The 18,565-nt window shown below is 62.5% G+C and carries 31 protein-coding genes; all 31 read right to left on the bottom strand.

The genetic code is table 11. The features are described 5' to 3' along the window. Window positions 1–11: 11 nt before the first annotated feature. Window positions 12–710: an HK97 family phage prohead protease gene (locus E3T48_RS12450; protein ID WP_166789727.1), complete on the bottom strand. Its 699-nt coding sequence runs from the start codon at window positions 708–710 to the stop codon at window positions 12–14. Beyond that, the gene (locus E3T48_RS12445; protein WP_134524371.1) at window positions 703–1,839 is read right to left on the bottom strand and encodes a phage portal protein; all 1,137 of its coding nucleotides are present in this window, start codon (window positions 1,837–1,839) and stop codon (window positions 703–705) included. The genes E3T48_RS12450 and E3T48_RS12445 overlap by 8 nt, the downstream gene beginning before the upstream one ends. Further along, complete coding sequence (locus tag E3T48_RS16805; protein WP_166789726.1) at window positions 1,836–1,976, bottom strand: hypothetical protein; 141 nt, start codon at window positions 1,974–1,976, stop codon at window positions 1,836–1,838. The genes E3T48_RS12445 and E3T48_RS16805 overlap by 4 nt, the downstream gene beginning before the upstream one ends. A 9-nt stretch (window positions 1,977–1,985) precedes the next feature. Beyond that, window positions 1,986–3,323 carry a terminase large subunit gene (locus E3T48_RS12440; RefSeq protein WP_166789725.1) on the bottom strand — a complete coding sequence of 446 codons (1,338 nt, stop codon included), beginning with the start codon at window positions 3,321–3,323 and terminating at the stop codon, window positions 1,986–1,988. Between the two features lie 55 nt (window positions 3,324–3,378). Continuing rightward, entirely contained in the window at window positions 3,379–3,636 is a 258-nt protein-coding gene (locus tag E3T48_RS12435; RefSeq protein WP_134524369.1) for a hypothetical protein, read from the bottom strand. A gap of 497 nt (window positions 3,637–4,133) precedes the next feature. Next, window positions 4,134–4,481 (bottom strand): hypothetical protein, encoded by a 348-nt coding sequence (locus tag E3T48_RS12430; RefSeq protein ID WP_134524368.1) that lies wholly within the window; start codon window positions 4,479–4,481, stop codon window positions 4,134–4,136. A 66-nt stretch (window positions 4,482–4,547) separates the two neighbouring features. Next, window positions 4,548–4,802, bottom strand: coding sequence for a hypothetical protein (locus E3T48_RS12425; protein WP_134524367.1), 255 nt, complete (start codon window positions 4,800–4,802; stop codon window positions 4,548–4,550). Between the two features lie 172 nt (window positions 4,803–4,974). Next, window positions 4,975–5,328, bottom strand: a complete 354-nt coding sequence (locus E3T48_RS12420) for a thermonuclease family protein (RefSeq protein ID WP_134524366.1) — start codon at window positions 5,326–5,328, stop codon at window positions 4,975–4,977. Between the two features lie 279 nt (window positions 5,329–5,607). After that, window positions 5,608–5,841 carry a hypothetical protein gene (locus tag E3T48_RS12415; RefSeq protein ID WP_134524365.1) on the bottom strand — a complete coding sequence of 78 codons (234 nt, stop codon included), beginning with the start codon at window positions 5,839–5,841 and terminating at the stop codon, window positions 5,608–5,610. Window positions 5,842–5,849: 8 nt separating this feature from the next. After that, entirely contained in the window at window positions 5,850–6,197 is a 348-nt protein-coding gene (locus E3T48_RS12410; protein ID WP_134524364.1) for a hypothetical protein, read from the bottom strand. After that, entirely contained in the window at window positions 6,197–6,472 is a 276-nt protein-coding gene (locus tag E3T48_RS12405) for a hypothetical protein (RefSeq protein ID WP_134524363.1), read from the bottom strand. The genes E3T48_RS12410 and E3T48_RS12405 overlap by 1 nt, the downstream gene beginning before the upstream one ends. Then, window positions 6,459–6,800, bottom strand: a complete 342-nt coding sequence (locus E3T48_RS12400; RefSeq protein WP_166789724.1) for a hypothetical protein — start codon at window positions 6,798–6,800, stop codon at window positions 6,459–6,461. Before E3T48_RS12400 ends, E3T48_RS12405 begins: the two co-directional genes overlap by 14 nt. Window positions 6,801–6,979: 179 nt before the next feature. Continuing rightward, entirely contained in the window at window positions 6,980–7,138 is a 159-nt protein-coding gene (locus tag E3T48_RS16800; RefSeq protein ID WP_166789723.1) for a hypothetical protein, read from the bottom strand. Window positions 7,139–7,492: 354 nt separating this feature from the next. After that, window positions 7,493–7,687 (bottom strand): helix-turn-helix transcriptional regulator, encoded by a 195-nt coding sequence (locus tag E3T48_RS17645; protein ID WP_166789722.1) that lies wholly within the window; start codon window positions 7,685–7,687, stop codon window positions 7,493–7,495. Further along, window positions 7,684–8,337 carry a hypothetical protein gene (locus E3T48_RS12390; RefSeq protein WP_134524361.1) on the bottom strand — a complete coding sequence of 218 codons (654 nt, stop codon included), beginning with the start codon at window positions 8,335–8,337 and terminating at the stop codon, window positions 7,684–7,686. Before E3T48_RS12390 ends, E3T48_RS17645 begins: the two co-directional genes overlap by 4 nt. Before the next feature lie 86 nt (window positions 8,338–8,423). Then, window positions 8,424–8,564 carry a hypothetical protein gene (locus tag E3T48_RS16795; RefSeq protein WP_166789721.1) on the bottom strand — a complete coding sequence of 47 codons (141 nt, stop codon included), beginning with the start codon at window positions 8,562–8,564 and terminating at the stop codon, window positions 8,424–8,426. After that, window positions 8,561–9,067 (bottom strand): hypothetical protein, encoded by a 507-nt coding sequence (locus E3T48_RS12385; protein WP_134524360.1) that lies wholly within the window; start codon window positions 9,065–9,067, stop codon window positions 8,561–8,563. Before E3T48_RS12385 ends, E3T48_RS16795 begins: the two co-directional genes overlap by 4 nt. Before the next feature lie 357 nt (window positions 9,068–9,424). Then, complete coding sequence (locus E3T48_RS12380; protein WP_134524359.1) at window positions 9,425–9,616, bottom strand: hypothetical protein; 192 nt, start codon at window positions 9,614–9,616, stop codon at window positions 9,425–9,427. Window positions 9,617–9,630: 14 nt separating this feature from the next. Continuing rightward, entirely contained in the window at window positions 9,631–10,980 is a 1,350-nt protein-coding gene (locus E3T48_RS12375; protein ID WP_134524358.1) for a replicative DNA helicase, read from the bottom strand. Beyond that, entirely contained in the window at window positions 10,973–11,887 is a 915-nt protein-coding gene (locus E3T48_RS12370) for a hypothetical protein (protein ID WP_134524357.1), read from the bottom strand. Before E3T48_RS12370 ends, E3T48_RS12375 begins: the two co-directional genes overlap by 8 nt. Next, entirely contained in the window at window positions 11,887–12,414 is a 528-nt protein-coding gene (locus tag E3T48_RS12365; RefSeq protein WP_134524356.1) for a GIY-YIG nuclease family protein, read from the bottom strand. Before E3T48_RS12365 ends, E3T48_RS12370 begins: the two co-directional genes overlap by 1 nt. 241 nt (window positions 12,415–12,655) lie before the next feature. After that, on the bottom strand, window positions 12,656–13,012 hold the full coding sequence (locus E3T48_RS12360; protein WP_134524355.1) for a DNA cytosine methyltransferase: 357 nt from the start codon (window positions 13,010–13,012) through the stop codon (window positions 12,656–12,658). Further along, entirely contained in the window at window positions 13,009–14,268 is a 1,260-nt protein-coding gene (locus tag E3T48_RS12355) for a DNA-methyltransferase (RefSeq protein ID WP_134524354.1), read from the bottom strand. Before E3T48_RS12355 ends, E3T48_RS12360 begins: the two co-directional genes overlap by 4 nt. A gap of 193 nt (window positions 14,269–14,461) precedes the next feature. Further along, window positions 14,462–14,797 carry a hypothetical protein gene (locus tag E3T48_RS12350; RefSeq protein WP_134524353.1) on the bottom strand — a complete coding sequence of 112 codons (336 nt, stop codon included), beginning with the start codon at window positions 14,795–14,797 and terminating at the stop codon, window positions 14,462–14,464. After that, window positions 14,794–15,219, bottom strand: a complete 426-nt coding sequence (locus E3T48_RS12345; RefSeq protein WP_134524352.1) for a hypothetical protein — start codon at window positions 15,217–15,219, stop codon at window positions 14,794–14,796. The genes E3T48_RS12350 and E3T48_RS12345 overlap by 4 nt, the downstream gene beginning before the upstream one ends. Then, on the bottom strand, window positions 15,216–15,410 hold the full coding sequence (locus E3T48_RS12340) for a hypothetical protein (RefSeq protein WP_134524351.1): 195 nt from the start codon (window positions 15,408–15,410) through the stop codon (window positions 15,216–15,218). The genes E3T48_RS12345 and E3T48_RS12340 overlap by 4 nt, the downstream gene beginning before the upstream one ends. A gap of 125 nt (window positions 15,411–15,535) precedes the next feature. Beyond that, entirely contained in the window at window positions 15,536–15,901 is a 366-nt protein-coding gene (locus tag E3T48_RS12335) for a hypothetical protein (protein WP_134524350.1), read from the bottom strand. Further along, window positions 15,901–16,665: an ERF family protein gene (locus tag E3T48_RS12330; RefSeq protein WP_134524349.1), complete on the bottom strand. Its 765-nt coding sequence runs from the start codon at window positions 16,663–16,665 to the stop codon at window positions 15,901–15,903. The genes E3T48_RS12335 and E3T48_RS12330 overlap by 1 nt, the downstream gene beginning before the upstream one ends. Further along, complete coding sequence (locus E3T48_RS12325; protein ID WP_134524348.1) at window positions 16,658–16,897, bottom strand: WhiB family transcriptional regulator; 240 nt, start codon at window positions 16,895–16,897, stop codon at window positions 16,658–16,660. The genes E3T48_RS12330 and E3T48_RS12325 overlap by 8 nt, the downstream gene beginning before the upstream one ends. After that, on the bottom strand, window positions 16,887–17,939 hold the full coding sequence (locus E3T48_RS12320) for a YqaJ viral recombinase family protein (protein ID WP_134524347.1): 1,053 nt from the start codon (window positions 17,937–17,939) through the stop codon (window positions 16,887–16,889). The genes E3T48_RS12325 and E3T48_RS12320 overlap by 11 nt, the downstream gene beginning before the upstream one ends. Before the next feature lie 2 nt (window positions 17,940–17,941). Beyond that, window positions 17,942–18,565, bottom strand: a 624-nt coding sequence (locus tag E3T48_RS17055) for a DUF7666 domain-containing protein (protein WP_206751164.1), incomplete at its 5' end; no start/stop codon positions are given.

Raw genomic sequence — 18,565 nt, 5'->3', positions numbered from 1 at the left:
CCAGTGGTTGTCTACCTGCTGACTGGTGCCGACTGAACCATGTCCAGTCGGCGACGGAGCATCGCAATAGTCGGGTGAGTTTCGCTCTGCCCGTCCTTGCTCTCCGGTTCCGCCCGAGATTCGGGAGGAAGTTTTTCGACGCTCAGGAGTGAGCGGATCTCTTCGACCGGTGTTATGCGCACCTCGTCGACCTCCATGTGCAGGCGCTCCGCGAGGGAACGCATACCCGCGGTCGTGTCCATGTATGCCGGGGTGTTCACCGGGGCGACGTCGACGAGTTGCACGTTCAGGAGCGTCCGGAACGGGAACCCCTGATCGGTGACACCCCAATCGTCGTCGAGCGCTCGGAACGCGAACGACGAGTAGCGGAGGTCGCCGCGCTTCGCGAGCGCCGCAACGTCCCGGCCGGCCGTGGTGTCAGGAAGCTCCACGTCATAGCGGAGACCCGTACCGTCGACGGTGAGCGTCAGCGTGCCCGCCTCGGTCGTGCCGAGGAGGAAATCGTCGTTGTGGTTGTACCGGGCAATGACAGGTGTCGCGTCCCCGAGTGATTTGTTGAATGCACCCGGGGCGACCTGCTCGACGAAACCGCCGAGGTTCTGCGAGTACCGGTTGAACACCGCCGCGTACCCGGTCAGGACCCCTGCACCCGTGTCGGACGCCCGGAACTCTACCGGTTGCGCCGTGTTACGTTTCTCGATTTCATGCACCAGCTGTCCCCTTCACGGTTGACTGAATCTTTTTCATGGCCATCAGTTGTCTCTGCAGGTCTGTCAGCGGCGGCAACTCTTCGAGCGCACGGATCTCGTCGGCGGTTTTGAACCCGGCGTCGATGGCGATCTGGTGAGCTTCGTAGCGTGTTTTCAGATCGGCTCGAGCTCCGGCGTCGAGGTTGAATTTCACGTACTGTCGGAGCATGTAGTGATCGATCACGGCCTCAGCGCGTGATGTGATCGGGCGCAAAGTCACGGTGTTGAACCTGATCTGGTCCTGCTCCAGGTTCTTGTACGTGAGCGAACTCCCTGACGTTTCCCCGCCGACGATCTCCGGCGATATCCGATAGATTGCGGCGACCTGTGTCGCCGTAGCCTTGATCCCCGCAAGGAACGCGACATCAGACTGGGGCAGCCCGATCGCCGTGTACTCCCAGTCCATGCCCGTAACGAAAGGCTCAGACGATGAGACCGAGGCAATGAATCGGCGCTTGACAGTCGCCGCCTGCTCCGCGTCAAGCTGCTTCGCCTTGTTCCGGAGTAGCGCCGACGGCACCATCCCCCGTTTGAAGAAGTTCTTCCCCACGCGCTGCGCTTCAATGCCCGTCTCAATTTGCGTACGAAACAGCCCCAGGGGGGACAGCCCGACCGGTGAGCCTGGCAGAACATACATCGGGATATGAATCAGATTCGACCGCGAAACATGCTCGCCATTGAAATAGAACTCACCGTCGTTCAGGTTCATCCTGTCCGGGCGGAGCCACTCCACTTTCGCCGGGTTACCCGCCCGGTCGAGCGACCCGATGTACCCGTACGCGTTCCCCCACAACAGCATCGACGTGCACAGCTGGTGCTTCCAGGAGAACACGTCGAGCTGACGCACACCCGGGTCTGTGATGATCGACGGCTGAGTCGCAGCCTTCACTGGCGCTCCAGCGGTCGTATCGTAGGCAGCCCACGGAGACGATGCGAACTGGTCCGCGATGTAGCCCGTTGCGGAATAGACGGGGACGACCGACAGCGCCGTCTCCAACTGGTCTCCACGGACCGGCGATCTCTCGCCCGAACCCCACACGTCCTGATACGAGATCGCTCGTTCTTCGGTTTTCCGGAAGAGGAGGCTCACGTGTTGACCCCCCGACTGATGAGAATGAGACCAGCGCCGGCGACGATGAACGCCGCCGGGGTGAAGATCAGGGCGGCACCCGTGACGATCAGGGCCAGTCCGACCAGCTCAAGGATGGTGGTGATGAGTGATTTCACGTGCGCCTCCTAAGCTGTCGACTCCATGACGTCGTAGTTGTTCGCCATTTCGAGTGCGAACCCGAACCCTGCGACCGTGCATGAGACCAGCGGGCTGATGTCCACCGTCGAGTTGGTCCGCGACCACACCCGTGTGTCGCCCGTCCCCCACGCGGCGCCACCAATCGCGACGTCGAGGGGGACCTGACCGGAACGCAAGTGCAGTACCGTGCGCTGCACGATGCCGTCGTAGTACCGTGCGCACGCCGCCGCATAGTCCGGCCGTGACAACCTGACGACCTCGATGTCCGCGTCCTCGAAAGCGTCCTCCATCTGCCCAGCCTGAGACGCACCGATCAGGTAGATCCGCCGCTCATACTTCGGGAACTGTGCAAACTTTTTCACCAGGAACGGGACCACCCAATGTGTGCCCCGCTCATGCTTGACCAGCTCCGACACGGACACGCCGTCACGGTCGAACCCGGACCACGACAGCGCCGACCAGGACCGGTCGTTGGTGACGTCCAGCGCGAACGCGCGAGGCCCCACCACACCCGAGTCCGTGCCCGATTCCGTCCACTCAGCGTCGGTCACGACCGCGGCCGCACCGATCCCCGTGTCTGTGATGTTCAGGTACGGGCGCGAGAACAGGCGCGGATCGTTCGCCGCGTCCTGATGCTCAGCCCGGATCTCATCAATCCCCACCGTCCAACCAAGCGCCGGCATACATCCCCACCATGTTTCCTCGTCGTCGGGGTCGTCATCCTCCGACGCGGAATACTCGATGTAGCAGGTTCGGGACGGTTCACCCGACAGCACCAGCTCACGGCCAGCCCGGATCTCCTCGTTCAGGTACACCGACTGCAAGGTGCCCGCCGTGGACAACACCCACAGTTGAGCGTTCGGGCGGGCGATCATGGCCGGCCGCATCGCCCCCTCAACCCGCCGGTCGATCTGCGCGAACGCCTCGTCGATCGTGCCCTTGTCCAAGGTTGGACCGTGCCCCGACTTCTCCGTCGTCGACGCCAACCCGTGCACCGAACCGTTCGCCCACTGAATCGACTCCGACCCATTCGCCTCCCGCAGCTCATACAAACCGCCGAACGCCGAATTGCGGAGGATCAGTTTCTCCTGCGCCAGGAACTTCATCCGCGCATCATTGCGCGTCTGAGCGGTGTACGTGATCGTCTGCGGTCCCCCGAACTGCGGGCCCGCGAACACCAGCGCGCGCATGATGTTCTGCGACAGGTCAATCGTCGTCTTCCCCGACTGCCGCGGCAGCAACACCACAACCTTCCGGTACTTCAACCGGCACGTCTTCGGGTCAACCTCACCCGCGATATCCGCGATCAACTGCTGATGAGGCATGAACGGCTGACCCAACGTCTTCCCGATCAGGCCAGCCCGAACCCCATACGTCGGGTTATCCAGGTTCCTCGGGGTCTGAAACCGGGGCAACGCCAGGGAGCGGCGCTGCGAGCTCCCGGAGGATGGCATCGATCGAACTACCACCAGGGCCCGCCTTCCCCCTCAACTCGCGAATCGTATCCACCAGCTGCTTCACCAGCGGCGCCTTCGCCAACTTCGACGTATCAATCTCACGCGCCAACACCAAAGCCGCCGCCCGCAACGAGTAATAGAACGGCGTCTCCACCGACACCGAACCCAAATCAGCGATCACCGCAACCTCCGTCGGCGTCCGCTCAACATCACCAGAGGGTGGTACGTCCCCACGTACAACCGGTACGTTGCCCACCAACGACAAAACCGGCGACGCCCCCCGCTGACGAGCACGAGCCCGCTGCGACCGCTTCGCCTGAGTATTCGCCGCACGACACCGATCACACACAGTCCCCGACTTCAACTCCAACCGATACCGACGCTGCGTCCCATGCTGCGGCAAAGGTGCCAACGTACCCACCACCTCAAACAATCGGGGAGAGATATTTTAAGAGAAACCGCGGTCTATCGTGACCCCTGAACTCTAAAAAAGTGCTGGTCAGAGGGTATTTATTACCGATGTGGCGATGGTCACGCGTGTGTGAGTACGTGCCAGAGCCTCGCGATGCCGCGTCGTCTTGCTGCGCATGGTCCGTTGTGACCGTGAGTGCGTGAGCACCACCACCCTCGGGGTGCACGGTCGCACGGGTCCGTGTGTCTGGTCATTGCTGCCTCCTGCTACTCGCGGGTCGGCCAGGTGAAGTGGCCCTGCGTGGCGGAGTACTCGCTCTTGCCTTGCGCTGAGGTGCTCGTCACCCACAATGAGTCGTTGCCATCGAGTAGCACCTGACCGTTGACCGCCGACGTCGGTGTGATTCCCCATACGCGGGTGATGATGAGCGGGAAGACCATGCCAGGCTCGACCGGGTTCCCGCTGTGTTGCATCTCGCCGTGCTTGGTGGGGTTCTCGTGGAACGCTTTGATATAGGTCGCGGACGCTTCACGCTTCGAGTTGATGCGTTGCGCATCCACCTCAGTCAGCGTGTAGAGCACGATGCGGCCAATAGTGGGGATCTGTTCAGACATGTGCGCTTCTCCAAGGTGTTTGATTCGGATATGGTCAACCCGGCAAAGGTGCCGGGAAGTGTTGGGTCATTCGGCGTACCAGTCGATGGCGAACGTGAATGATGGTGTGGTGCCCGCGATAGTCCATGCTGCGCGAAGGGTGTTGCTGAACGGGATAGTGACGTTGATGACCTCACGGGATGCCGCGGTCTTCTGAGTGAACGTGCCCACCGTGTTCCAGGTGGCACCGCCATCGATGGAGTCCTGAATGGTGACGTCGAGAGTGGGCACTGTCCCTGATGCTGCCGTGACGTTGAGCTGTGCCCGGATCGTTTTCGCCACACCGTAATCAGATAGGGCAGCTGTTGCCCCCGAGGTTGTGGCTGCTGCTGACGGAACAGGGGTTTCCCTGATACCGATACCGGATACGTTATTGAACGGCATGAGATCACCAATCTGTTTGGGTCACACCCTGCCCAGGGTGAGGCGGCCAGCCAGGCAGGGTGTGAGTCTGTTAGGTGCGTGAGCCACCGAAGTAAGGAACAGCGAGGCCCTCGGAGATGAGGATGCCGTTGAGGGTGCGCTGGTCTGGGGTGTAGATGTCCACGAGCCAGCGACCGTACTTGTCAGGGTTCTTGTACGTCTTGATCGGGACGATCGTTCCCGCCGGCGCGAGAATGTTCACGCGGGCGTTCGCTTCCGCATAGCCCGGCTGGTTCCGCTCCGGGGTATTGATGCCGTAGAGGCGGAAGTCTGTCCGTGCGGTGATACGGAAGCCGAGGTCAACGGTGAGCCACACAGTGTCTCCGTCGACCCAACGTTCGACGCGTGCGAAGTAGGTGAATGTGGGCTCCATTGTGACGTTCACCCCCTCTTCTTGGTACAAACATCGTGCACTTCCGCATGTTTACGCGGTTGCGCTTTTCCCGGTGTGGTCTAACCCCCGTGAATCGGGTGACTTTGTACCAGATGAAACGCTCATTCAGCCCGGCCGGTCGTCCAACGGATCACACGAGTCCCCGCCGGCGTCGCATGGTCCTGCTCGTGCCCGTAGTTGCGGCGGCACTCGACCAGATTCCCGTCCGGTGTGCCCGGCATGACTGCCCGTACGTGGTGTACGTCATCTCCAGGTCGATCTCGGCGTCCGTCACGGCTTCACCTGCGGCGGCGGTGCCACCTCGCCCGGGAGGGCCGTAGACCCGATGAGCTTCCGCAGCACCGTAGTGTCCACACTGAACGTGCGCGTGACCCTGACCGTGGCCAGGCCGGTTGCCGGGACCATGTCGATGACCATCGTGTCCGGGTCATGCACTAGCGGGTCAAGGCCCGCATACTTGATGACCGCGGCAGCGAACGCCGTGCCCAGGTTCAGAACAGCCATCACGCCCCCTACCAGTCGTTGTTCTCCCAATCGGCCGAACACTGAACCTCAGGCTCCGGTGCGCTGCCGTGGCCGTGCTTCGCGTTCCCGTACCTAGCCCCCGCCGAAGAGTTGCATGAGTTGTGCTCCAGATGCCCGTCGTACGGATGCCCTCCGGCGTCGAGCTCTGTGGTGTGCCCGATGCTCTTCGACATCCGGTTGACCTTCCCCGTGTCCGGGTCACGGTATGGGAGGTCCAGATCCACCCGCCGGCCGCACTTCCGGCAAACCGTCTCCGTCGCGTAAACCTGTTTCTTCAACCGCTCGAACGGGCGGCCGCCGCGACCCCGCCGATAGTTCAAGCTCTCGTGACCCATCACTCACCCTTGATCGGGAGGAACCGGTACTCCTCGACCAGGTGTTCCATACGACACACCGAGCAGTGCAACAGGCCACTGAACCGCATAGCTGCGACCCGCGGCGCACACTGAATGACCTTCGGTCCATGGCACGGCGAGATGACCATGAACGCGCCCGGCGCGTCGGGGATATGACCCGACATCCCCCGATTATGATCCCGGCCCTCGCACGCGATCACCGGCTCGAAATCGAGGTCGACGACCACATCTTCGTCGATGTCAGGCTGGACCATCAGGCCACCACCCGAAGTGCTCCCATACCTTCACGAACGACCCCGGATACACGGCGCCATACGGTCGGCCGTCACGGAACACATGCACCCCGGCGTGCATCAGGGCCGCGTCCGCGAGCTGCGCGCACTCATACGAACGATCCGTCATTAGGAACCGCTCCACCCATTCAGGGGTCGAACGCTTCAACATCAGGGCCACACCGATCGCGACGAACGCCGCGTAGTTGTACGGGCGGCCGTACCGGTTACGCGCCCAGAACGCGATGCTGAGCCGTTGCTTCCGGGTGAACGGGAACCGTGACCACACAGCCCCGGGAAAGTCTCTCACCGGCCGCAGGCGGGTACCGCCGGGCTCTGCGCTGATGCACTGGCCCGCGCCGACATGGATGATCACATGGTGTGCGGGTGAGGCTGTGACGTGAGCTATGACCCGCGGCCAGAACCCTACAGCTTTGACGACCAGGCCAATCTGGCCCGTGAGATCCGAATCGAACATCGCACGTGCTCTCAGCCCGCGGTCAGGTGTAGACGGATGTCGTCGAGGACTTCCAGCAGACCGGGTTCAGACTCGATCCACACCTCAATCTGTTTCAACGTCGAATCACGGTTCGCGATCAGTCCGGCGATCTTGTCGAGCAGGTCGTCCTGAATTTTGCCCGAATTCATCCCCCGCTCCCATCCACATGAAAGCCCCCGTTAACGAGAAAATCCGCCCCTCGGGCGGATTCCTCAACTACGTCTAGCGTACCAGTATTCGTGCCAGGTTTGCCATGAATTACAAGCGTGTCATTCCATCAAAGCGCTCAGGTATCAAGAATCCCGGAGGATACTTTCGTTCCAATTGGCCGCGAATACTGACCGCGGCCCTATCGGTACGCCCGGCAATCCAGCCAGCCATTGCAGCGTCCCGACGGTAGGATCTCGTACTCCGCGGGTCGTGAGCCGGCTTCCTGCCCATGTGAACCCCCACAGCCCATCCGACCATCATCGATGGCACCAGCAAAAGCACCCATATCGCGTTCATCGTGTCATTCCCTTCATTGCCCTTGGTCGGCCGACCCGTTGACGTTTCGCCAGGTCCACTTTCAGCAGCTTCTCTTCGATAACCCTATCGACGTGGATTGTCAGGGAACCGTCCTGCACCCACCGGTAGATTGTTCGCTTCGACCTGCCCACCCGGGCCGCGGCCTCATCCAACGTCAGCCAACCCTTCACCAGAACGTCCCCTCAAAATATTGTGTCCACAGCTCCCGCTCGACGAACGGGGGAAACCATGTGCACGACCGGCACACGTACAACGTCGGGTCGTTCCCGCGCCTCGGCGGTGTCACCCTCACCGTTCGGACACCGCACGCCGGACACGGCTTCACGGCCCAATGCGCGGGCCGCTCCAACGGGAACCGGAGCAGAGCCTTCCAGATGGTCCACCCCTCCGTCTCGTCCGGGCCCTCGGGTTGCTCCGGCCAGTCGATGACCTTCCGGGAGAACATCACCACCCACGAGTCGTTGCAAACCTGCTCGAACCTGAACAGCAGGAAATCGGCCGGCCACTTCACTGCCGCGTGCACTTCCTCCGGGCTCAGGGACACCGGCAGCGGCCGGTACACGGTCGGGTCGCCGAAGTATGACGCCCACCACGACAGGATGTCGTACACGTCCGTTCCCGCGTCTAACAGGTCAACGCTCACCGGCGCGGGCGAATGTGACAGCTTCCCGCCCGACAGTTTCTCCCGGTCGAACACCTGAGCTTTCAACGGGTCGACCATGGACCTTATGTGCGCGCACAGGTCGGCGGCGTCACCAATCGTCGACCTGAGCCGATCCGCGCACCCCTCGCAGATCATTGCACCCTGGTACGCGAGCACCGGGAAACACCCGGCGCAATTACCCGGGCACGACGGCAGGTGACGGCCGGTGATGACGCACCCTCTCGCACACACCCGGACCATCGTCAGCGGTCCTTCGTGTTGAACGGTTTCAGGTTCGGGCCGACCCGGTTACCCCGGCGCCGTTCCCGAATCAGAATGGTTTCCGCGACGACCAGGCAGAGGACCAAGGCGCCGACGATGCTCAGCGAGATGGCGATAATCACGACTCACCTGCCTTCAGATTCAAATACGGGTTGACGCGGGTGATCGGGTGGCTCGGGTCTGCGCGCTGCATGGTTTCTTGTCGGACGTGCTCAGTGAACCCGTCGTCCCATACCTGCGCCAGTAGGGTTTTCGCGTCCAACTCCTCAACCGTCGAGACCTCTCGCGGCTCAGGCTCTCGTCGGTAGCCAGCAGCGAGGATTGCGTCTGCGATGTCAGAAATACCGAAGCGAATGTCCCCCGCCCCGCACTCCCTGAGTTCAGTTATCAGCGCTTCCCGTTCCGGCTCTCCCTCGACATCCCAACCGCTCGCCTCGGCGCATGTGCCCTCGTGGCCTCCCGTCGCGGCACAGCTGCCGAGGCCGCAGTGTTCCTGCTCCTCCGCTGCGGGAGGGGATTCGAGGGCGGCGAGCAGCGTGCGAACCACCGCCGCGTATGCCGGGTGAATCCCGCCCGTGTCGAGCCACTGGTGCGTGGCCTTAATCAGTTCTTCGCGCTCACTCATTCGTCTCTCCCTGTGTCGTCGCATTCGCATGGTTTCTGTATCCAGCAGGTCGTGCACACGACCGTCTTTTCGTCGGGGACCTCGTACGGTTCACAGTCCACGTGCACGAGGTCGTCGTTCACGTAGTGCACCAGGTCGCCCAGTTCGATGTGGTCGTAGCACGACCCGCACAACCCGCCCCACCTTGCGAGGAACTCAGTCATCAGTCGCCCAGCCCGCCCGTACCAGAGGAATCTATTCTCCGAATTTCCCGCCGGACACGGCGCAGGTCCCGGTACGCGAGGATCGCATTCACGAGAAACCCGAACCATAGGCACCCGAGGGCCACGAAGAACAGCACCCAGAACCAGCCGTGCATCAGTCGGCCCAGCCAGCCCGCACCAGACGATCAGCGCGCTCCTCATCCGTTTGACCGAACATCGCCCCAAGGATCACGTCCAAGCGCGCCTCCGCGACCTCCAACGTGCACCCCTGCTTCGCAGCAAGCGCCGCGATCGCAGCCGCCCGCTCCTGCCGCCGCTCCCTTTCCCGTTCCGTACGTCTGCTCATGACTTTTCCTCTCCTCAGATGAGTGTTTGATCTTCGATGACCGTCGTCGGCGTCCACACCGTCGACCTCTGCTGAACCCGCGCGTACTGGCCCTCCCACAACAACTCCAACGTCCCCGTTTTTCCGTGACGGTTCTTCGCCACAATCACCTCCACCAGGTGCCGGCGCTTCGGATTCGCATCCTCACGGTGCAACAACATCACCGCGTCCGCGTCCTGCTCAATCGCCCCCGACTCCCGCAAATCCGACAGCGACGGCTTCCCCGACGTGCGCTTCTCCAACGCCCGGTTCAACTGAGACAGGGCGATCACCGGCACCTCCAGCTCACGCGCCAAAATCTTGAGCTCGCGGGAGAACTCGCCCACCACCTCATGCCGCGCTTTATCCCCGCCACGGTCCGTCATCAGCTGCAGGTAGTCCACGACGACCCCGGCGAGCTTCCCCTTCCGAGCCGTCGACCTGGCGAATGCCTTGATCTGCGTGATGTTCATCGCCGGCCGGTCGTCGATGTAAATCGGGGCGCCCATCACCCGCGTCCGGACCTTCGCGACCTTCTCCCAATCCTCCGGCGACAGGGAAGAATTCATCAGCGCCGTCATGTGCACCTCCCCGAACAGTGCGAGCATCCGCTTCTGCAAGTCCTCCTCAGACATTTCCAGGGACGCGAACGCGACGTTCCCGACCTGCGCGAGCCTCACCGCGATCTGCAACCCCACAATGGATTTTCCGCTGCCTGGCCTGGCACCTATCACGTACAGCTTCCCCGGCCGTAACCCGCCGATAAAGTCGTTCAGGTCCCGCCACGGTGTTTCCACGAACGTGGGCGGTTCCGTCAGCGACTCGATCATCTTGGCGAACGTGTCCCCGATCGGTTTCACGTCCACCTTCGCCGACCGGGTCACCTGATCCACCAAGGCTCGCGCCGCCTCCACCTGCTCGAACACGTCCCCGACACCCACCTTGCCCAGCTGTGTGATCTCGTTACCGGCAGCCAGCAGTCCCCGGCGGAGCGACGCCTCCAACACGATCTGCGCGTAATGGGCGACCGTCGACCACACCGACGGGACACCCTGCAACTCGAACACATACGACACCCCGCCGACTCGATCCAACAGGCCCAGCTTCGTGAGCTCTGCGATCACCGAGATCGGTTCCGTCGGTTCGTTCCGGTGCGCCAGACCAACAATGGTCCGGGCGATGTCCTCATGCCGCCAATCGTGAAAATCCGTCGGCGCACAAATCGCGATGACATCCCACACCGCACGCACGTCCAACATCATCGACCCGAGCACCGACTGCTCCGCGAACCTGTCATGCTGCAGGGTCGCCGCCGCGTGCTCCGGGAGCGTCTCCTGGTCACTCATTGACGGCCACCCGGCTTTCTACCCGAGCCAGCCAAACCCTGTCGTGACAATTCGCGTCATATTCAGCCTCGGTCACACCGTGCTTCTCACACCAATCGGCCTTCTGTTCGGCATGCTCCCGAGCAATCCGAAGTGCAGTCACATTCTCTTCCGGCACCGAATCACCGGTCGGCACCAACTTCGACTCACGCTGCAACCGCAACGTGTCGTACTTCTCCCGAAACTTCGGCATCGACAGAATGTTCGCCCGCCAAAACGCGTCACCCTGGCACCACTGGATCAACCCCACAGCCTCACCCAACGGCCGCTTGTCGACATCGACCAGCAGCCGTGCTGCATCCAGCCAGCCCGTGCCAATACTCGGGCGCTTCGACCCGTTCGACTCGATCAGGTCGGCCAGCAAATTACAGAGCCGAGAAACATCGGGGCGGATATCCGCCACGTTTCCCTTTCCTTCTTCCCCTGTTCCCTTTCCCCTGTTCCCACGATCAATTTTCCGAGGTTCAGCGTCGGAAGTTCCGACGCTCTCCACCGGATTCTCCGACTCCCGCGTGATTACGGGCGAGTCAGCCCGATCGGAGCCAGGATTGGTCCGCTTAGCCTTCCGCTCTGTCCGCTGATGCTCATCCCAACTCGGAATGCTGTAATACTGCCGCCCGTCCACCTCGTAGAACTGCACATCGAAGCAATCGGCAACTTCATCGCGGAGCGTCGGAAAATCCGCCGCCGAAACATCATCATCATTCGGAAACGCAAACCCCACCAAACGCTTCGGATTCGCGTCACCCACACCCCAGTCATCAGCCCAATTCCACATCGCAATGAAGAACAGCCGGCCACGCAATGACGCACGGGCAGTACCAGGAGAATCCCAAAACTCCGGTTTGATCGAACGTATTCGAGCCATTACCGAACCACCGGTTCAATATCTCGAAACGAAACGATTTCACCGATCCAACACGAATCAGTCGATTTACCTGACAGCGCATGTTCTTCGAGCCTCTGCGACCAGCTCCGGTAAGAGGATTCTTCTTTATTGATGTTGTAGATCGGATGGTGGACATTGATCATAAAAGCCTCAACGAGCCTCGCTTCAAACCGTGACCGATATCCCCAGACCTCGATCCTTTGGACCGCGATCTCACCCAGCCACCACGACATCGAAACGTGCTGCTGCCAGCGCCGTTCGAAGTTGTCCGCGATGCCCACGTAGACCAGACGCTCATCAGTATCAAAGACCTGATACATAAAGCACTTCGCCTCGTTCACGCTGTCGCCTCCACCATCTGCTCGTACTCGTCGCCATACACGGCGACCATCATCACCAACGCATTCCCCGGAGTCGTCGGCTGCCGCTTCCCCGACCCCAACAACACAAACCACGACTGCTCCAGCGGATACCACACCGGCACCAAACCCGGGTCCTTCACCCACGCCCGCACCTTCCACCCAAACCGCAACGCCTTCGCCTGCAAATCACCCTCATACCGCGGATTGCACGACGCACACGACGTCACCCCATCCACAAACCCCACCCGCGGTGCCTTCCGCCCAGCACCACCCATCCCCACCCGCCGGCGGTGCTGCCACTGCAAACGCACCCTCGCCCCACACGACACGCACCGCTCCAGGTCCCTCTCATACGTCACAGCCCGCACAACAGGGCTCGGCGCCGTCACGATGCGACCTCGAACACGGCCCCGAGCGACTCCGCGGCATCCGGCAGCCGATCCTCCATGCCCGGCAACTGCGCCTGCATGTCACGCTGACGCTTGATGCCCTTCGCCACCGAATGGTTCGTGCACTCCGGCGACGCCCAAAGAATGTCCGTCGTCGGGAACCGGGACGGCTCCACCTGCGAAATATCCGCGCTGTCGTGGTCCGTCGTCGGATGATTCATCTGGTGCGAGTCGATCGCCATCTGCCAATGGTTCGCCGCCATGACCACCCGGAAACCCGCCTCAACCAGACCGGACGATGAACCACCCGCCCCGCAAAACAGATCGGTCACAGTGAGTCCGTTGCCGTTCACGACGCCACCCCGTCCCAATCACCGAACAGCGACTGCTGGTGATCCTTCCCAACCCGCTTCATAATCAGAGGCAAATACTCCGCCTCACGCTCAATCCCAATCACCGAAAACCCCTCACGCAGGCACGCCTCAACCGTCGTCCCCGACCCAGCAAACGGCTCCAACACCACACCGCCGTGCGGTGTCACCAACCGCACCAACCACTGCATCAGCTCCAACGGCTTCACCGTCGGATGACCCACACCGTCGTCACCCTTCGGCCTCTCAAACTGTGGCGCCTTCGACTCATACCGGAACGTCGGAAAGAACCGCGACGCCCCACCCGAATCGGCGTGACCCATCGTCACGCCGTCTTGGCCCGCAAACGTCCCCAGCACGCCGGACGCCTTACCAGTCCGTGCCCCCACCCTCTGCACGCTCACGGTCACACCCGACTGCCGATCCAACTCGGCCGCCTGCGACGAGTCCAACACCACATTCGACGGCCACCGGCCAGACACAAAAGCAGGGTCCTGCGCCATCCCCCCCATGCCATCGCCGTACACCTTGTTCTTCCCATTCGGCTTCGCACCGGGCGAGGTTGCCGTACCCCCCGTGAACCCAACGCGAGTCCCCTCGATGTTCAGCGCCCCCGTACCGTGCGCCATCACGTTCGACGCCACCGACCCCGGAAAAGGTTTACGACCCACCACGATCGGCTCGAACGCTGGCTTCAACGCCGTACCCCACGCACCCGCCGGCGGTGCGCCACGATCCGCCTCCGCGAGACGCTTCTCCATCGCCTCCGAAACATCCAGCGACCTCGGGAAACCCGACCCATACAGCCACGCGATCGAATCGCGAATCTCAAACCCGGCATCCTCCACCGCGGCAGCCAACCGGTGCCACGTCCGCGACCCACCAAACGCAAGAATGTGCCCGCCAGGCTTCAACACCCGGAACGCCTCAACCGCCCACGTCAAACACCACTCCTGGAAACCCGTCGACGCCGCACCGCCCCGCCCGTACTCAATCCGCGACCTCGAGTACGCGTTCCCACCATTCCCATCCTGGAACCCGCCCCGCTCCGTCGCAGGATCACGAACGACAGCCCCAGCCGCCTTCCATGGCGCATCCCAGCCCTTCCCCATGAACTCGAGCCCATACGGGGGGTCCGTCACAATCGAATGCACCGACGCCTCCGGCAGCGACCGCATCACCTCAACACAATCCCCGTGATACAGAGTCACCATCCCGCTCTGAAAATGGACGTTCATGCGCCCGACCACCCCGACGAACGAACCTCATCGTCACGCCCCAGCGTCACCCTTGCCGGCGTCTCAACCTTCCAAGCCATAGCAGCATCCCAGCCCGCCTCGAACACCCGCCAAGGATTAATCCCCGGCGTCGTCTTGCCCGCCATGTACGCGACCGCGGCCGCCCGCATCGCACCCTCACCCTTCGCGTCCATCAGTTGAACGCCCTACTCGTCCACTGCGAATCCGACACCGGACCCGCCACACCAATCCCCAACATCGACACCACCCGGTCGAACTCATCCCCCGTGAAACGGAACTTCACCCGGGCAAGCACCTTCACCTCATCCGACGTCAACTCGCGCTCCCGCTCCAAAATCTTCGCCACCACACACGACCGATCCTTCTTCGACGTCGCCACATAACAGCGCGCACACATGCCCTTCGACGCCCGCAAATGCGTGCCCGGGTGATCCGCCGCCTTCGTCCCAATCGGACGCAACAGCCGGCCGCACCCGTTCCTGCACAACGCGTACTCGACGGTGGTCACTTCGCAGCCCACTTGGCGGTCACGTCTGCAATGTGGATCTTGCATTGAGGCGTTGCAGAGTAAGTAATCTTCTGTCGTACCTCAGCGAGCACTTCGGCGGCGACCTCGGCGACCGGACGGAGCACCTGGTAGCCCTTGCCTTCGAGCAGCTCCACTAGCGACTCGGGCGTGTATATTTCCCCGTCAGTGCCGTACCACTTCCGCGAGCCCTTCTCAAAGACCCAGCCGACCGGGTTGTCCAAACTCTTGTTGTTGGTGCGGATTACCGTGCCCATTGCAGTCGGCAACGTCACGGGGCGCTCGATGAGTTCGAACTTCGACAGGCCGGGCTGGTGCTGTCCGTCAACTTCCGCCGTGTACTGGAACGTCTGCCGAATGACATCCCCCTTGCGGATGTCTTCCCGCTTGATCGGCTCGCTCACAGTGCGACCTCACGTCCGTTGATTGCGCGGGCCAGGTCGAGCGTGTTGCCGTAGTACTCGGACATCTCGCTATCGGGCATCCCTACGGCCTGCGAATTCGCGTAGAAGTCCAGGCACTCCTGCAGGATCGCCAACTGCGCGTCGATGGTGCTGTACATGGCAACGATGCAGTCGTCGTTTGTAAGTGGCACACGGGGGTCATCAGGCCATGTGATTGTTTCGTCACACTCGATCAACCACCCGTTGTCTACGCTGTACCCACGACTCTTGAACTCGGACAGCTTCTCAATCGCCGCCCGGACCTCTTCAACGACGCTCACGGGGTGCTCTTGTCCAGGGAGTAAATCTGCGACTCAGCGCGCTCAGTGCTGACCTCGGAACGGAGCGCATCAGCGACCGCCTGACACCACCGCAACCGCGCCTTGATCGCCTCAACCGTCGCCTCCGAACCCCGATACTCAAGGTGCAGAGTGTTCGCCTCCACGTCGGCATCCGCGAGCGTGTCCAGCCACGCCACAGCAACCTTCTCCGTCGCGTGCTTCGCAGTGATCTTCACGATCGCCACCCGGTGCTCATACCCGGCCTTCGACCGGCCGTAGTCGTGCACGGCAGCGTCGAACCGACGGATCTCAGCATCCCATTTGGCCAGGTGGTCGTTGAGCCGGATCTGAGCGCTCAGCATCAGGCCGGGTCACCATCCACGACGACGACGTCGCCATCAGCGTTTACGATCCCGACAGCGGCCGTCTCCCAACCGGTAGCCTCCGGCTTCGGCTTCGCCCACTGAACCGGCAACGTGTCCTTCAACGCCCGCAACAGCTCACCGACCGTCCCCGGCGAACCCTCCTCGAACGGCAACCCCAGCTCGCCCTCCGCTTTCGCCGCCTCGAACACCTCCCGCAACTCGTCCATGTTCCGTGACGCCTGAGCCGCGGCCGCCCAGTCCCGGGTCACCGCCGTCTTCCCCGCGATAGGGCTCTGAGCGGGTGTCGCAGCCTTCCGTGCGGGCCTCCTAGCAGGGGCAGACTGAGCCGCCTGCGCGTCATCATCGTCACCGCCCGGTGATACACCCGTGATCGCACACAACGCGTACCGGCGCGCATACGTGATCGCCGACCCCAAAGCCTGCGGCAGACTCGACGGGTCCGGCAACGGGTAGATACCCTCGATAGCTTCGCCGCTCTCATGCGCCAGCGAATAGTGCAACACGAACTGGTCACCCATCAACGTGGGTTGGGCCGACCACGCCAAACCGTGCTTGCCGAGCAGGGGGAGCACCAACGGGGTGATGACCGCGAGATCCGCATACGAATACGTGTACTCGCCACCCGACTTCGTCGGCACCTTCGCCGTCGACCCCTTCACGATCGACGGCACCTCCGCTTGGAACGCCGCCAGCGCCGCCGTTAGACTCTCGTGCCGCATCGATTTCGTTGCCTCAGACATACGCACTCGCTCCCTTTTTCCGGCGCATCGTCTTACGCTGCGTCGCCGTGTAACCACCGAAAACACCGAACTCGAAACCCTTACGCAACGCCAACGCGAGACACTCCGCCCTCACCGGGCAGGACGCGCACACCGCCACCGCCGCCTTCTCATCAGACCCAGTGAAGAACACGTCCGGGTCCTGGCCGACACACGCCGCGTCGGCCTCCCAAGGCTCCATATCAAAAGACATCAGCCACACCCTTCTTCTCGACCTTCATCGGGGTCACCGTCAACTTCGCTGGCGTCACCCTCGACGACTCCACCGGCTTCGTGAACCCCGCCAAGTGCGCCTCCCACGCCGCCCGCGCATCCACGAACGCCGCGAACAACACCGGGTCCGCCTCGACGGCCGCCTCATCATCCGGGACCGTCGACGTCACCACCTCAGTCACCGACGGCGACCACGTCACCCGTGCCGCCCCCGACTGCGAAAACGACGGCAGCAACACCAGACGCTCCTGCAACGCCTTCCACGAGGCATCCTTCGCCCGCTTCGCCGCACCCTCAGAGGCGCGGTGCTGAATGACCTCCTGCCCGAGCACGTCCAACTCGACGTCGAACTCTGCGACCTTCCCCGCCGCCGCCTCATCAAGCGCCACCAGGAACCTGTCGGCGACCTTCACCAGGTGTGCGATTCGTTCCTCGTCGCGTTCCACCCACCGCCACTCCGGCTCCGGTAGAACCGGCGCAGGGCCCCGGTCAGGCCAGCCCGACCAGTCGTCGTCGTGCTGCTCCCACGCGAACAATGCCCGCTGCGCACCCGTCACGTGCAACTGCCACTGCTTCTGATCGGCGTACAGAGTCGTTCGGTAGTGCCCAAAAGTCAACGCCGGATCAAGATCATGGAGCGACGTTTTGATCTCGCACACGAGCAGCCGCTCATCGAAGTCGCACCCGACCCCGTCCGGCGTCGCGAGGTGTCGCGGGTTCTCACCACGGAACAACACCTGGTTCGGCTGAATGTTGAACCGGCGCTCCACCCACTCGCCGATATACTCCTCCCGGATCTGACCCCAACGGATATACCGCAGGTGCGACAGGTCCTCTTCGAGCTCACCCGACAGCTTCATGGTGACCAACTCAGCCTGAACGCCCGGGCCGCCCTTCGCGAGCTTCGCGACCTCCGTCGCCGTGACCCCACCGGTACGTGCCCGCAACCACGCCGGCCGGTCCGTCGACGACGCCACCGAACGCGTCATCAGCTCATCCAGCGGTGACAGGTACGCCTTCACGGTCACGACTCCACCGCGTTTCCATCAAGGTCGACCTCACGGATCACACGGCACGATTGGGCCTTCACCTTGTCGCCCAACGCGACCATCGTCGCGACCTCGACGTGGCATTCCAGGAACCGCGTTGCCGCTTCGAAATAGGTGCGTGCGACCGCCGGACGGAACCCGAAGTGCAAACCGTTCCCGCATTCCTTCGACGGTTTCCAGTCCTTCGCGGTGACCGTTTCACCGATCGGATACGCGAACCCGCGGCCGGACTTCAGGTCGTCGTCGACGGCCTTGTACACGACCGCCCAACCGTCCTCAACGGCTACGCCGTGGAAGTCGATAAAGTCCTGCACCTTGTACGTGTCAATGTCGGTGACGTCGATGAGGACGCCGCCCGCCACGGTGACGCGCTTTGAGTAGAGGTGGATAGCGACGAAACGAGAAGCCACGACGTGGGACGAACCCCGAGCCTCGACGTGGGACGAATCCCGAGCCTCGACGTGGGACGAATCCCGAGCCTCGACGTGGGACGAATCCCAAGCCTCGACGTGGGACGAATCCCGAGCCTCGACGTGGGACGAATCCCGAGCCTCGACGTGGGACGAATCCCGAGCCTCGACGTGGGACGAATCCCGAGC

The sequence above is a fragment of the Cryobacterium fucosi genome, from assembly GCF_004403515.1.
In the GTDB taxonomy this organism is placed as follows: domain Bacteria; phylum Actinomycetota; class Actinomycetes; order Actinomycetales; family Microbacteriaceae; genus Cryobacterium; species Cryobacterium fucosi.
The sequence above is the reverse complement of the archived record's forward strand: the minus strand, read 5'-3'. Positions and strand labels throughout refer to the sequence as shown.

Coding starts and splice junctions, on each gene's coding strand:
- E3T48_RS12440 (WP_166789725.1), bottom strand. CDS start 3,323: ATGCCTCATCAGCAGTTGATCGCGGATATCGCGGGTGAGGTTGACCCG.
- E3T48_RS12430 (WP_134524368.1), bottom strand. CDS start 4,481: ATGTCTGAACAGATCCCCACTATTGGCCGCATCGTGCTCTACACGCTG.
- E3T48_RS12415 (WP_134524365.1), bottom strand. CDS start 5,841: ATGGCTGTTCTGAACCTGGGCACGGCGTTCGCTGCCGCGGTCATCAAG.
- E3T48_RS12410 (WP_134524364.1), bottom strand. CDS start 6,197: ATGGGTCACGAGAGCTTGAACTATCGGCGGGGTCGCGGCGGCCGCCCG.
- E3T48_RS12405 (WP_134524363.1), bottom strand. CDS start 6,472: ATGGTCCAGCCTGACATCGACGAAGATGTGGTCGTCGACCTCGATTTC.
- E3T48_RS16800 (WP_166789723.1), bottom strand. CDS start 7,138: ATGAATTCGGGCAAAATTCAGGACGACCTGCTCGACAAGATCGCCGGA.
- E3T48_RS12385 (WP_134524360.1), bottom strand. CDS start 9,067: ATGAGTGAGCGCGAAGAACTGATTAAGGCCACGCACCAGTGGCTCGAC.
- E3T48_RS12380 (WP_134524359.1), bottom strand. CDS start 9,616: ATGAGCAGACGTACGGAACGGGAAAGGGAGCGGCGGCAGGAGCGGGCG.
- E3T48_RS12375 (WP_134524358.1), bottom strand. CDS start 10,980: ATGAGTGACCAGGAGACGCTCCCGGAGCACGCGGCGGCGACCCTGCAG.
- E3T48_RS12370 (WP_134524357.1), bottom strand. CDS start 11,887: ATGGCTCGAATACGTTCGATCAAACCGGAGTTTTGGGATTCTCCTGGT.
- E3T48_RS12355 (WP_134524354.1), bottom strand. CDS start 14,268: ATGAACGTCCATTTTCAGAGCGGGATGGTGACTCTGTATCACGGGGAT.
- E3T48_RS12335 (WP_134524350.1), bottom strand. CDS start 15,901: ATGCTGAGCGCTCAGATCCGGCTCAACGACCACCTGGCCAAATGGGAT.
- E3T48_RS12330 (WP_134524349.1), bottom strand. CDS start 16,665: ATGTCTGAGGCAACGAAATCGATGCGGCACGAGAGTCTAACGGCGGCG.
- E3T48_RS12325 (WP_134524348.1), bottom strand. CDS start 16,897: ATGTCTTTTGATATGGAGCCTTGGGAGGCCGACGCGGCGTGTGTCGGC.